The organism is Tardiphaga sp. GW822-FHT04G09 (assembly GCF_058800725.1).
In genome coordinates, this window is the sequence record NZ_JBXAMO010000002.1 from 36391 (window position 1) to 49866 (window position 13476).

10 protein-coding genes are annotated in these 13476 nt (G+C 63.7%); 5 read left to right on the forward strand and 5 right to left on the reverse strand.

Features of this window, described 5'->3' with window-relative positions:
- Positions 1 to 24: 24 nt before the first annotated feature.
- Positions 25 to 1893: a dihydroxy-acid dehydratase domain-containing protein gene (locus AC1RLZ_RS03935; RefSeq protein WP_493187560.1), complete on the reverse strand. Its 1869-nt coding sequence runs from the start codon at positions 1891 to 1893 to the stop codon at positions 25 to 27.
- 354 nt (positions 1894 to 2247) lie between these two features.
- Here AC1RLZ_RS03935 and greA point away from each other — a divergent pair, with 354 nt between their 5' ends.
- Positions 2248 to 2730, forward strand: coding sequence for a transcription elongation factor GreA (gene greA / locus AC1RLZ_RS03940; RefSeq protein WP_493187561.1), 483 nt, complete (start codon positions 2248 to 2250; stop codon positions 2728 to 2730).
- 90 nt (positions 2731 to 2820) lie between these two features.
- Here the strand turns inward: greA and AC1RLZ_RS03945 are convergent, their stop codons facing one another.
- A complete protein-coding gene (locus tag AC1RLZ_RS03945) occupies positions 2821 to 3879 on the reverse strand; it encodes a ketopantoate reductase family protein (RefSeq protein WP_371420293.1) in 1059 nt (352 codons plus the stop codon).
- 233 nt (positions 3880 to 4112) lie between these two features.
- Between AC1RLZ_RS03945 and AC1RLZ_RS03950 the strand changes: the two genes are divergently transcribed.
- Positions 4113 to 5102, forward strand: a complete 990-nt coding sequence (locus AC1RLZ_RS03950; RefSeq protein WP_493187562.1) for a Bug family tripartite tricarboxylate transporter substrate binding protein — start codon at positions 4113 to 4115, stop codon at positions 5100 to 5102.
- A 132-nt stretch (positions 5103 to 5234) separates the two neighbouring features.
- Here AC1RLZ_RS03950 and AC1RLZ_RS03955 read toward each other — a convergent pair whose 3' ends face one another.
- Positions 5235 to 6149, reverse strand: coding sequence for a 3'-5' exonuclease (locus tag AC1RLZ_RS03955; RefSeq protein ID WP_493187563.1), 915 nt, complete (start codon positions 6147 to 6149; stop codon positions 5235 to 5237).
- Between the two features lie 430 nt (positions 6150 to 6579).
- Between AC1RLZ_RS03955 and AC1RLZ_RS03960 the strand changes: the two genes are divergently transcribed.
- A complete protein-coding gene (locus AC1RLZ_RS03960) occupies positions 6580 to 7833 on the forward strand; it encodes an acetyl-CoA C-acetyltransferase (protein WP_493187564.1) in 1254 nt (417 codons plus the stop codon).
- A 189-nt stretch (positions 7834 to 8022) separates the two neighbouring features.
- Positions 8023 to 9615: a gamma-glutamyltransferase family protein gene (locus AC1RLZ_RS03965; RefSeq protein ID WP_493187565.1), complete on the forward strand. Its 1593-nt coding sequence runs from the start codon at positions 8023 to 8025 to the stop codon at positions 9613 to 9615.
- A gap of 20 nt (positions 9616 to 9635) precedes the next feature.
- Here the strand turns inward: AC1RLZ_RS03965 and feoB are convergent, their stop codons facing one another.
- Complete coding sequence (gene feoB / locus AC1RLZ_RS03970; RefSeq protein ID WP_493187566.1) at positions 9636 to 11522, reverse strand: ferrous iron transporter B; 1887 nt, start codon at positions 11520 to 11522, stop codon at positions 9636 to 9638.
- Positions 11519 to 11806 carry a FeoA family protein gene (locus tag AC1RLZ_RS03975; protein WP_493187567.1) on the reverse strand — a complete coding sequence of 96 codons (288 nt, stop codon included), beginning with the start codon at positions 11804 to 11806 and terminating at the stop codon, positions 11519 to 11521. The genes feoB and AC1RLZ_RS03975 overlap by 4 nt, the downstream gene beginning before the upstream one ends.
- 301 nt (positions 11807 to 12107) lie before the next feature.
- Between AC1RLZ_RS03975 and AC1RLZ_RS03980 the strand changes: the two genes are divergently transcribed.
- Positions 12108 to 13451, forward strand: coding sequence for a TAXI family TRAP transporter solute-binding subunit (locus AC1RLZ_RS03980; RefSeq protein WP_493187568.1), 1344 nt, complete (start codon positions 12108 to 12110; stop codon positions 13449 to 13451).
- Positions 13452 to 13476: the final 25 nt, after the last annotated feature.

Consider the following 13476-nt stretch of genomic DNA (forward strand, 5'->3'; position numbering starts at 1 on the left):
GGCCCTGACCGCAAATCCGCAGGTCTAGAACGCCTTGTTGGCTTCCGGCCGGTGCTTGTTCTTCGGCGTAAATCCTGAGCGCGTGGCTTCGCGGGGATAGCGTACCCAGACCTCGCGGTTCGGATGCAGGCCGGCGCCGCGGGTGGCGGGCACGGCGCTCGTGCGCGCGCGATGCAACAGGCGCGTGTCGGCGTCGCCGCAATTCGGATGGATGCCGCCATTGTCGGCGACCACCTTGTCCCACGCCGCCTTGCGCTGCTTGTAGACCGCGGGATCCTTGAGCTGCGTGCAGTTGAGTTCGTTGACATTGAGATCGGCAACGATCTCGTCACCATCCTCGATCAGCGCGATGGCGCCGCCCAGCGCGGCTTCGGGGCCGACATGGCCGATGACAAGGCCGACTGAACCGCCGGAGAACCGCGCATCGGTCATCAGTCCCACCACGATATTTCGCTCGCGGCACAAAGTGGTGATGCGCGAGGTCGGATCGAGCATTTCTGGCATGCCGGGCGCGCCGACCGGGCCGTCGTAGCGCACGATGACCATGTCGTGGTTCTGGAAACGCTCCGGGTGCTTGTCGAGCGCCGCGAGCAGGCCGCGCTCGCCCTCAAACACGCGCGCGGTGCCGCGGAACAGGTTGTCCTCGAGGCCGCCCTCGACGCCGGCGAGCTTGAGGATCGCCGAGAATTCCGGCGACAGGTTGCCGCCGAGCACGCGCAGGCCGCCGGTCGGCTTGTAGGGCTTGGCAACCGTGTAGACCACCTTGCCGTCAGCCGGCTTGGTTTCGAGGCGCTTGATCTGCTGGGCCAGCGTCTCGCCGGTGCAGGTCATGACGTCGCCATTGATCAGGCCGGCTTCCATCAGCTCGCGGACGATCACCTGCACGCCGCCGACGGCATCGATGTCCACCATCGAATATTTGCCATAGGGGCGGGCGTCGGTGAGCACTGGCACGATGTATTGCGACAGATAGTTGAACTCTGCCGGCGTCATGACGTCTTTCCAGAAGTCGGCGAAGCCGGCGGCGCGCGCGATCTCCGGCGCGTGCAGCGTGACGTTCGTCGAACCGCCGATCGCCATCGAGACGATGACGGCATTGCGGATCGAGTCACGGCTCACGATGTCGCGCGGCTTCAGGCCCTTGGCGATCATCTGCGCGAGATATTCGACCAGCTGCTCCGGGAATTCCTTGAGGCGGCGCGGATCGTCGGACGGCGGCGCCACCATGTGCAGCGGCTGCATGCCGACCACGCCGATGAAGGTCTGCATGGTGTTGTAGGTGAAGACGCCGCCGCAGCTGCCGATGCCCGGGCAGGCGTGGCAGGCGATGTGATGGCGATATTCGGCGTCCGGATTGCCGGCGACCTGATAGGCGCTGACGATGTCCAGCTTCTCGCCGGTCTTCGGATCCTCGCCCGGATGGATCGATCCGTCCGACATGATGATCGCCGGCTCGTTATGCTCAAGCAGCGCAGCCAGCGTACCGACCGGCGGCTTGTCGCAGGCGACGACGGCAATCGTACCGGCAAGGCCGGTGGCGCTCAGATGCTCGGAGAGCGCATCGTTGGTCACCTCGCGGCCGATCAGCGAATAGCGCATCTCGCGCGTGCCGTTGCGGATGCCGTCCGAGGTGGCGATGGTATATTCCGGCTGCACAAGGCGCAGCGGCAGCTGGCCCTCACCGCGGCCGATCCGGCGCTTCAGGCTCTCATGGATCGCGTCCACCTTGGACATCACGCCCATATAGCACTGGCTGTCGCCCTTGGTGCCGACCACGCCCACCGACGGCTCATGGATGAGCGTTTCATCGGTGCCGAGCACGCGCGCAATCCCGATGGTCTGCGCGGAGCGGCCTGGGTGATTGTCAATGGTCACGACGGGCGATTTGGTCACAGCGAGTTCCTTCCAGCGGCAGCTCTTTTTATCGACTCTATACAGGATGCGTCTTTGACAATCAGTCAGAGCATCCGGTTCGGGGCGCATCGGTTGGATGCTGCGCAGGTGCTACGGCATCCTGACCGACGCCCCGGTTGGCGCGCCCCGTGCATAACTCCCTCACATCGCAAACACAATCGGATTGCCCCCTCCGCTGGAACAGGGCTGCCTTGTCGCCGTCGGTGCCGCAAAGCAGCAAATAAGGAGGCGGGGGCGTTTACGCGGCCGCCCTGCTATGCATGGTTTTGACAAACAGATGGGGTAATCGCCCCTGATGCCGTCAAGGCGCGATGCGCCGATAGGGAGTTCAGATTGAGCGTTGCCTTCACCAAGGAAGAAAGTGCCGAAACGGCTGCGGAAACCCAGTTGCCCGATCGCCCTGTTTCGCCTCACCCCAACCTGGTGACGGAGGCCGGTTTGAAGGCGCTGGAGGCGCAGCTTCAGGCAGCGCGCGAGGCGTATGATGCTGCAAACCTGATCGACGACGTGAACGAGCGGCGGCGTCAGGCGGCGATCCCCCTGCGGGACATGCGCTATTTCGCGGCCCGCCTGCGTGCGGCCCAGCTCATGCCGGCCCCGACATCGACGGATACCGTCGCCTTCGGGAGCACGGTGACCTTCAGCCGCAGCGACGGACGGGTGCAGACCTATCGGATCGTGGGCGAGGACGAGGCGGACCCCAAAGCCGGTTCGATTTCCTTCGTATCCCCGGTGGCGAAGTCGCTGATGGGCAAGGCTGTCGGCGATGTCGTCGGTACGGGTGCCCAGGAGCTCGAGATCATGGCCATCGCTTGACCTGCGCATGACCTCCTTGGCATCAGCTTCGCGGCTGATGCCAACCGCGAAGTCGATGTCCGTCTCGTTACAAAGTGCCGGACCAGCGCACTAAATTCCTGCGCCGGACTCCAGCCGCTCGTTGAGCTTCTGATCGACCACCTCGACCGTGCGGTCGATATTCGCATTGGTCATGCCGAGCTGATGCGAAATCAGCTTCACCAGCAGATCGACTCGCTCGATGAAGGGGGCACCGGCTGCGACTGCGCGCGCTGCCGATGACGGCTTGAGCAGGCTCTCTGCCGCCTTGGCGTATTTGGCGAAGGGCACCTGATCCTGCGGGTCGGCGCCGAGACGCCGCGCCACGGCATCCACATGCTCGTAAATCGACTGCGACACTTTCAGGTCGCCGTGAACGGCATCGCGGATCGACTGCGGCTCCTCCGGCGTGATGCAGCGATAGTTGCCGGTCAGGAGCATCGACCACTTCGCCAGCGGCACGAACAGCGAGTCGAATACTTTCAGCTTCACCGGTACGTCCTGGCCGTCGAGCTTCACCGCGTCGATGTCGGCTTCGAGCTCGCGCAGCAGCTTGTTGTGAGCCGGATCGGCAAAGGCCGATGCCTTGAAATTCGTCGGCAGGCCCACGTGAAGGACATTCGCGGCTTCTTCCGGCGGCCGGAAGGCCTGCGGATCGGGCGAGCACAGCGTCACCAGGCCCGGCTCGAAGCGCTCCCATACCTGGGCATTGGTATAGGCCTCTTCGAGGCTCATGTCGGCCAGCCCCGGAATGCGCTTGAGATAGGGCAGCGGCGGCATGTTCATGATCGACAGACACGGCAGCTTTGCCGCGGCGATCTTGATCATCAGCACGCGGATCGTGTGATTGGTGTATTGCGGCTCCTGCATCGCAAGGCCGACCAGATCGTAGCGCGACAGGTCGACCTGATCCGGCGAGGTCGCATCCAGCTTGCCCGGCAGGTCGCGTGAGAAGATGGCGCGGTGGTTCGGCTCGTCGCGCAGCTTGATGCGCACTTCGGTGCCGTCGCGGTTGATGAGTTCTGCGGTCTTCTTGCGGCAGACGAGAGTCACGTTGTGACCGGCCATCAGCAGCTTCGTGGCCAGCAACGAGCCGTAGGAAGCTCCGAGAATCAGAATATTTCGCGCCATAGTGTTTCGTCCCTCAAGTGATGCGTGCGCGCCAGATCCGAACGGTCCGGCATTTTTAGTTGGCGCGGACAGTAATGCACCGACGCGCTGTGATCCAGATGCCGCGTGCCGATACGTGCAGCCCCGCGGAGCTAAAAACGATTTGCTTTTCCGATGCGCCAATCTGTCCTGCCTATCGTCGTGGCGGATGGCGGGGCGATCAGTTACCGTCTCAAAAAACCAGGGAGGAAAACATGTCTGCGATCATCAATCGTCGTCACTTCATGGCTGCCGGCACTGCAGCCGCCGCCATGCCGTTCGTCGCGCGGGGGGCTTCGGCGCAAGCCGCGTGGCCGTCGCGGCAGATACGCATGATCTGCAGCTATCCGGCCGGCGGGCAGACCGATCTGCTGGCGCGGGCCTTCGGCGAATACATCTCCAAGCAGGTCGGTCAGACCGTCGTCATCGAAAACAAGGCCGGCGCATCCGGCGCCATCGGCACGGCGGAAGTCGCGCGCGCCGAGCCCGATGGTCACACGATTCTCTGCTCGATCTCGACCACCTATGTGATGAACCGGGTGATGCTGAAGACGCCCGGCTACGACATGGACAAGGACCTGACGCTGGTCAGTGTCATTCCCGGCGCCGGCTTGCTGCTGGTCGCCAGTCCGAAATCCGGCGTCAAGACGCTGGAGGACTTCGTCGCCTTCGCACGCAAGAACGACAAGGTGAACTTCGGCACCTATAGCGTCGGCTCGGCGCCGCATATGACGATCAACGAGCTCAACAAGCAGTATGGGCTCAAGATCGAGCCGATTCATTATCGCGGCGAAGCGCCGATGTGGACGGGGCTGGCGGAAGGCTCGATCGATTTCGCGATGGGCAGCTACACGGCTGCGCAAACTGTGCTGCAGAGCGATCGCGGGGTTGTCTTTGCCGTGCATTCGAAGAAGGTCGATGCGATCCCGAATGTGAAAACGCTGCCCGAGCAGGGCGCGACGTCGAAGTTCTTCACCGTGAGCGGCTTCACCGGCTGGGCCGTGCCCAAGGCGACGCCGCAGCCGATCGTCGACCGCCTGGCGCAAATCTGCGTCGCGGCCAACGGCGATCCGAAGGTGAAGGAAGTGCTGAAGACCTTCGTGCTCGAACCGGCGCTCGGCTTCAAGGACACCAATGCGCTGTATCAGAAGGAATTGCCGGTCTGGATCGAGGCGGCACAGGCACTCGGCCTGCAGCCGGTCTGAAAAAGCGCGCGGCCTGTAGGATGGGTGGAGCGAAGGCGCATGGCGCCGAAGCGAAACCCATCGGTCGTGCGCAACAAGGTGACGGGTTTCGCGAAGACGCTCTCCCCATCCTGCGCACGGCCGCCGGCTTGATCAGGCGCGCACTGAAAACCGGCTCAGCGCGTTGAGCGCCTGCACGCGAGGCTCGACGTCGCGCATGTAGATCGTCTTGCGCAGGAATTCGATTTCGCTCGCTTCCTTGCTTTCCTCGACGTCGATGTACCAGGACTTCGGCCGGCCGTCGGAGCCGTCGCTCCAGCGATAGCCGCGCCGCTTCAACTCGTCCTTGAGATCGAACGGCGACTGCTCTGCCCAGACCCGCATCGTTTTCTTGCGGGCGCGCTCCAGCAGAACGGCAAGTGCCGGCTCGCCGAGGTCGGGCAATTCGTAAGCGAGAATCTCCAGCAGCGCGTGGCAGTCGTCGATCGCCCGGTGGGCCTGGTGAAAGAAGCCGGCGCCGGCGAGCAGATAGCCCAGCCGCGATCCGTCGAAGCCGTGTTTGCGCCAGTCCACTTCCGTGGCGGAGCATCCCCAGGCCTTGTGCTGGAACACGGGCCAGTAGCGCTCGGCAAATTTGCGATCGAAACTCGCATTATGCGCAATGACGATGACGGCGTTGTCGGCGAATGCGGCGACGGCATCGGGATCGATGCGATGTCCCGCAACGGTCTCATCCGTAATGCCGGTCAGTTCGGTGATCTCCGGCGGGATCGGCCGCGACGGTTCGTTGAGCGCGGTGAAGACATCCGCGACGCGCGTGATGCTGCCGTCCGGCAGATAGTCGAACTTGATCATCGCAAGCTCGATGACTTCGTCGCGCACCTGATCGAGGCCCGTGGTCTCGACATCGAGGAGGATACCGGAGCGGGTCGGCTGGCCATTGGCCGGCGCAAACTCGGTGCGCGGGATCAGTCGACGAAGAACGCGATAGTCGCTCGATCTGGCGAGCGTGTCCGCCATGGCGGCAAGGCCGGGATCGTCCTGCAGGCTAAGATCGTCTTGGAGCATCTGATTCCGGGCAGTTCTTCAGGCGCAGCGTTGTTCAGCCATGACTATGGCGTTCGTTGAATCGGGGCAACATGCTTGCCGACGATAGACACAGCTGCGTCCCGCTGCGCGCCGGTCACGCAGCCGAGTTCGAGGGAAAGCGTTGCCTGCATGGGCATCGTTCCGCGCACGCCTGTAATGACGGAGTTCATCATTATATTACCATGTGCATATCACGGCGCGGAATGACTGCCTGTTGTTGCGGCAGTGTCTGCGCTTCAAGGTTGAAGACGGCGAAGCTCCTGATTGCGTGGCAGGTGCCATTTTCGGGAGCCGCAACGCGACCTGCCATTTTCCGCGGGGCGCACATGCTGCCGCCTGCCTTGACTTCACCCGTGGCTTGGCCAATCTCGCGATCAGAAAAACACTTCAAAACGCTTGGGAGAAGAGCATGGCAGAGGCCTATATCATCGACGCAGTCCGCACGCCCCGTGGCATCGGCAAAGTGGGCAAGGGCAAGCTCGCCGAACAGCATCCGCAGCATCTCGCCGCCACCGTGCTCAGGGCGATTGCCGAGCGCAACAAGCTCAACACTGCCGACGTCGACGACGTGATCTGGTCGACCTCGACCCAGCGCGGCAAGCAGGGCGGCGATCTCGGCCGCATGGCCGCGCTCGATGCCGGCTATGACATCAAGGCCTCCGGCACCACGCTGGACCGTTTCTGCGGCGGCGGCATCACCGCCGTGAATTTCGCAGCGGCGCAGATCATGTCGGGCATGGAAGACGTCGTCATCGCCGGCGGCACCGAGATGATGTCGCTGACCGGTGCGATGGCCGCCGAGGATATGGCCGCCGGCAAGCCGCCGCTGGGTATGGGCTCGGGCAACAAGCGTCTCGCCAAGCTGCATCCGCAGTCGCATCAGGGCATCTGCGGCGACGCGATTGCCTCGATGGAAGGCATCAGCCGTGAGGCACTCGATGCGCTCGGGCTGGAAAGCCAGCGCCGCGCCGCCATTGCCATCAAGGAAGGCCGCTTCGACAAGAGTATTGTCCCGGTCAAGGATGACGAGGGCAACATCGTGCTCGCCAAGGACGAATATCCCCGTCCGGAAACCACTGCCGAAGGCCTCGCCGGTCTGAAGCCGGCTTTCGCTGCGATGGCCGACCATCCGCTGGATGAAAGCGGCATGACCTATCGCAAGCAGATCAACCAGAAATATCCGGATCTCAAGATCGAGCACTTCCATCACGCCGGCAATTCATCGGGCGTGGTCGATGGTGCCGCAGCCCTGCTGCTGACCTCGAAGTCCTATGCCGACAAGCATGGCCTGAAGCCGCGTGCACGCATCGTGGCCATGGCCAATATCGGCGACGATCCGACGCTGATGCTCAATGCGCCGGTGCCGGCTGCGAAGAAGGTGCTGGAAAAGGCCGGTCTCAAGAAGGAAGACATCGATCTGTGGGAGATCAACGAGGCCTTCGCCGTGGTCGCCGAGAAGTTCATGCGCGACCTCGATCTCGATCGCAGCAAGGTCAACGTCAATGGCGGCTCGATCGCGCTCGGCCATCCGATCGGCGCCACCGGCGCCATCCTGATCGGGACGATCCTCGATGAACTCGAGCGTCGTAACCTGAAGCGCGGCCTCGTCACCATGTGCGCCGCCGGCGGCATGGCACCGGCCATCATCATCGAACGCGTGTAGGCGCGCGCATCACTCAACGTTTCTGATCCCCCGGGGATACTGATTCTTCGCAGGAGCACAGGTGCCACGCATCTGTGCTCCTTTTGCGTTGGAGGAGCTCATCATCGCTCGCCCCACCTATCGCTCCGCGATGCGAAGCCTTAAAACCACGGTCATTGCTGAATCCACTGCGTATCCGAAAGCCGCACCATGCAATACAGACACGATGGACTCTATGCCTCCCGCCGTTCGCCGGTCATGGCGCGCAATGTGGTGGCGGCGTCGCAGCCGCTGGCGACACAGGCCGGGCTGCGGATGCTGGAACGCGGCGGCAATGCGCTGGATGCGGCGCTGGCGGCAGCGATCACGCTCACCGTGGTCGAGCCCACCGGCAACGGTATCGGCTCGGACGCCTATTGCATCCTGTGGGACGGCAAGGAGCTGCACGGCCTCAACGCCTCCGGCCGCTCGCCGGCGGGATGGACGCCGGAGCGCTTTGCCAAGCACAAGACATTCCCGCATCGCGGCTGGGAAAGCGTCACGGTGCCCGGCGCCGTCTCAGCCTGGGTCGATCTGTCCGAGCGTTTCGGCAAGCTTCCCTTTGCAGACCTGTTCGAGCCCGCGATTGCCTATGCGGAGAATGGCTTCCACGTCTCGCCCGTGATTGCAGAACTGTGGCGCCGCGGCGCGGATGAATTGAAGAACCAGCCGGGTTTCGCCGAGGCCTTCATGCCGAACGGCCGTGCGCCTGCGGCGGGTGAACTCTTCAAGGCGCCGGGCCATGCCTATTCGCTCAAGCTGATCGCCGAGACCAAAGGCGAAGCATTCTATCGCGGCGAACTTGCTGAGCGTATCGCAGCCTTCGCGCGCGAACATGGCGCCGTTCTCACTGCCGCGGATATGGCCGAGCATCGCAATGACTGGTGCGGCACCATCCATCAGGATTTCGGCGATGCCTCGCTGCATGAAATCCCGCCGAACGGGCAGGGCATCGCCGCGCTGATGGCGCTCGGCATCATGCGCGCCTACGGCACCGACGGCCTGGTGCTGGACAGCGGCGACGCGTTCCATCTGCAGATCGAAGCGACAAAACTCGCCTTCGCCGATGTCTACGCCTATGCGGCCGATCTCTATTACATGCGCGACGTCACCGTCGCGCATCTGCTCAATCCTGCCTATCTCGCCTCGCGCGCCAGGCTGATCGATCGCAGCCGCGCGCAGGACTTTGGCGCCGGTGCGCCGAAGACCGGCGGCACGGTGTGCCTGTCCACCGGCGACGCCTCGGGCATGATGGTGTCCTATATCCAGTCGAACTATTCGGGCTTCGGCTCCGGCGTGGTCGTGCCCGGCACCGGCATCAGCCTGCAGAATCGTGGCTTCGGCTTCGTGCTGACCGAAGGACATCCCAATCAGGTCGGCCCGCGCAAGCGGCCGTTCCAGACCATCATTCCCGGCTTCGTCATGAAGGGCAAAGAGCCGCTGATGGCCTTCGGCCTGATGGGCGGCCCGATGCAGGCGCAGGGCCACCTGCAGATGATGCTGCGCATGCAGCTCTGGAATCAGGATCCGCAGACGGCGGCAGATGCGCCGCGCTGGCGCTATGTGGCCGGGCTGAAAGTCGCGATCGAGACGGCGGTGCCGGACCATGTCGCGGCAGATCTCGCCAGCCGCGGTCATGTCATCGAGCGCGAGCCGCCGGATTCCGCGTTCGGTTTCGGTGGTGCACAGCTCGTGCGCAAAATCGATGGCGGCTATGTCGCCGGCTCCGACCCGCGCAAGGATGGCCTCGCTGCGGGCTACTAGGCAATGCAACTGCGGCCAGGTTAACCGAGCCCGGCCGCCTTCGCGACGGTGTAGGTGATCAGGCTGGCCACATAGGCCAGCGCGAACATGTAGAGGAACGTCACCACCATCCACTTGGTGCTGCCGGTCTCGCGGCGGATCACCGCCAGCGTCGAGGCGCATTGCGGGGCGAAGATGAACCAGGCCAGGAACGACAATGCGGTGGCCAGGCTCCATTTGCTGGCCAGCGCCTGGCCGATGGCGTCGGCCGCTTCCTTGCCGCCTTCGATGGCATAGACGGTGCCGAGCGCGCCGACCGCGACTTCACGCGCCGCCATGCCGGGGATCAGCGCCACCGCGATCTGCCAGTTGAAGCCGAGCGGCGCGAAGAACGGCTCCAGCGCATGTCCGATGATGGCCGCAAGGCTGTAATTGATCGCCGGACCTTCGGCGCCGGCCGAAGCCTGCGGGAACGAGGCGAGGAACCAGATCAGGATCATCATCGACAGGATCGTCGTGCCGGCACGCTGCAGGAACATCTTGGCGCGGGTATAGACGCCGATGGCGATGCTCTTGAGGCGCGGCAATTTGTAGTCCGGCAATTCCAGCATGAACGGCGCCGGCTGGTAGTCGCGCCACATGAAGAACTTGATGACGAAAGACACCGCAAGCGCGCTGGTGATGCCGGCCACATAGAGTCCGAACATCACCAGGCCCTGCAGATTGACCCAGCCCCACACCGTTTCGGCCGGGATGAAGGCGGAGATGATCAGCGTATAGACCGGGATGCGCGCCGAGCAGGTCATCAATGGCGCGATCAGGATGGTGGTGAGGCGGTCGCGGCGATTATCGATCACGCGCGTCGCCATGATGCCGGGGATGGCGCAGGCGAAACTCGACAGCAGCGGGATGAAGGCGCGGCCATGCAGTCCGGCGCCGCCCATGACGCGGTCCATCAGGAATGCGGCGCGCGCCATATAGCCGAAATCTTCCAGCAGCAGGATGAACAGGAAGATGATGATGATCTGCGGGAGAAACACGAGCACGCTGCCGACGCCGGCAATCAACCCGTTCTGCAGGAAGCTCTGAAAGATGCCTTCGGGCAACACCTGCGCCACCAGCGTGCCCAGCGCGCCGAAGGAATCGGACAGCAGCTCCATCAGCGGCTGCGCCCAGGAGAACACCGCCTGGAACATCACGAACAGAATGAGTGCAAGGATGGCGAGGCCCGCGACGGGATGCAGCACCACGGCATCGACGCGTGTCGTCAGCGTGTCCGGCTTGCTCGGCATCTTGACGGTGTCGCGGATGATGCGGTCGGCCTCGCGCTGCAGCGCCTTCATCTCGGACAGGCCGAGCGGCATCCAGTCATCGCCCGCGGCGACCGCCGGCATGTTGGCGGCAAACGCATCGGTGCGGTGACGCAGTTCCTCGACGCCGGCCTTCTTCACCGCGATGGAGGTGATCACAGGCACGCCGAGCGCTGCGGACATCGCGTCGACATCGATGCTGACGCCGCGGCGCTGCGCGATGTCGAACATGTTGAGCACCACCAGCAGTGGGCGACCGGTGCGCTTGAGCTCGAGGATCAGCCGCAGCGTGAGGCGCAGATTGGTCGCGTCGGCGATGCACAGCACCAGATCGGGCGCGGCTTCGCCGGGGCGCTTGCCGAGCACGACATCGCGGGTGATCTCTTCGTCCGGGCTGCGGCCGCGCAGCGAATAGGTGCCGGGCAGGTCGAGCAGCGTCACCTGACGGCCGGCCGGCGTCACGAAGGCGCCGGCCTTGCGCTCGACGGTGACGCCCGCATAGTTGGCCACCTTCTGGCGGCTGCCGGTCAGCGCATTGAACAGCGAGGTCTTGCCGCTATTGGGGGCTCCCACCAGCGCGAGATGAAAGCGCTCGGTGGTCACGTCTGTATGGGTCATTTCACAATAACTGCCATGGCTTCGCGCCGGCGGACGGCGATCGTGATATTGTTGACGCGAACGGCGATCGGATCGCGCTGGATGGCGCCCTGATGCAGGATCTCGACGCGCGCGCCTTCAGTGAAGCCCATTTCCAGCAGATGCCGTTCGAGCTCGTGGCCGCTCTCGGCGGCGCCTGCAATATCGGGCTGCAACGCCACAATGGTTCCGATGAATCCACGCGGCGCATTGCCGAGGCGCAATTCGTGTGCGGATGTTTCAGATGCAGTCTGGTGGACGGTCATGCCCGACCTTGTCGAGCAGCGTCCTGACAAGGTCAAGACATACGCGCGTATGTTATTAGAATCATTATAAAAAGGCGCCCCGGCACCGTTTTGGTCGTTCCGGCTTTGCGGGGATGGCACTTGGCCGCCGAGGCACAGCGGCTGCCTCCTACCGCTTGCTCTCCCACACCGCTGCTCAGGGGGCCGGTCCGGTCGGTGGAGTTTGCCTGTCGTCCGTACAGATGGACATCCGATGAACGTGTGAGCAAGGTGATTGCGGGTAATGTCGTCAGTCCATTCTTGTGGCCGCGCAGGACCGAACATGCACGTGCGATCCATTGCTTTCCCGTTCTGGGGCAGGGTGCTTCTGCTGGCCGGCATTTTCGGTCTGGTGCTCGGCGGTGGCCTTCTCACCTGGCGCTACATCCAGCGTCCGACCGTGCTCAAGCTGGCGGTCGGTTCGATCGACGGCGAGGCCGGCATGACGGCGTCGATCATCGCCAGCCATTTCGCCAACAAACAATCGCCGATCCGGCTGAATTTCGAGACCTTCGGCAGCGCAGTCGATACCGCCAAGGCGTTCTCCTCGGGCAAGGTCGATCTCGCTGTGGTCCGGGCCGATGTCGGCGATCTCTCGGAGGCGCGCGCTGTCGCCGTGATGGCCAAGGCGGTGGTTATGCTGATCGCGCCGCCCGGCTCGAAGATCACCAGCGTCGAGGGTCTGCGCGGCCGCACGGTCGGTGTCGTCGGCGGCGAGGCCAATCGCAGGCTCGTCGATGCGCTGACCAAGCAATATGACCTGACGAGCGCCAGGGTCTCATTCAGGAATCTCGAAGTCAGCGACACCCGCCATGCAGTGGAGGCCAGGGAAGTCGGCGCGTTGCTGGTGGTGATCCCGCTGACGGAGAAGTATCTGAGTTTCGTGCGCGGGCTGTTCAAGACCGGTGCGCCGGTGCTGATCCCGATCGACGCCGCGGGCGCCATCGCTGATGCCAACGGTGCCTATGAAAGCTTCGATATCCCGAAGGGCTCACTCCGCGGCGCACCGCCGGTTCCGGATGATGACGTGACAACGTTGCGGGTCGGCTATTATCTGGTGGCGAACAAGAAGCTCCATTCGAACCTGATCGCGCGTCTGACCGAGATGGTGATCGCCGCGCGCCGCGATCTGATCGCCGGGCAGCCGCAACTGGCGGGCATCGCTGCCGCTGACACCGATCCCGATGCCTATATCCCCATCCATCCCGGTGCCGCCGCCTACTACAACGGCACCGAGCAGAGCTTCATGGATAAATACGGCAACGACATCTTTCTCGCGCCCATGCTCCTTGGCGGTCTGGCCTCGATACTCGCCGCCGCCTGGAAATTCCTGGGCATTCGTCCGCCCGATCACCGGGAGGCGACGCTCAATGCTCTGCATGTATTACCGCGCCGGATTCGGGCGGCGCCCGATGATGCGGAACTGTGTGCCATCGAACAGGAAGTCGACGACATCTTCGGTGCGCAACTGGTGAAGACCATGCGCGACGAGGAAGACGCCCTGGAAATGGCGACGCTGGTCTCGGCGGCGCAGCGCCTCGACAATCTCATTCATCATCGCCGATCGGCGTTGGCACGGGCCTCGTCGCCCGTCGCGCCGGATTCAAGCATCAAGTCAGAGACGTAGTTGTGCCTGCAACGTCGCGCGTATT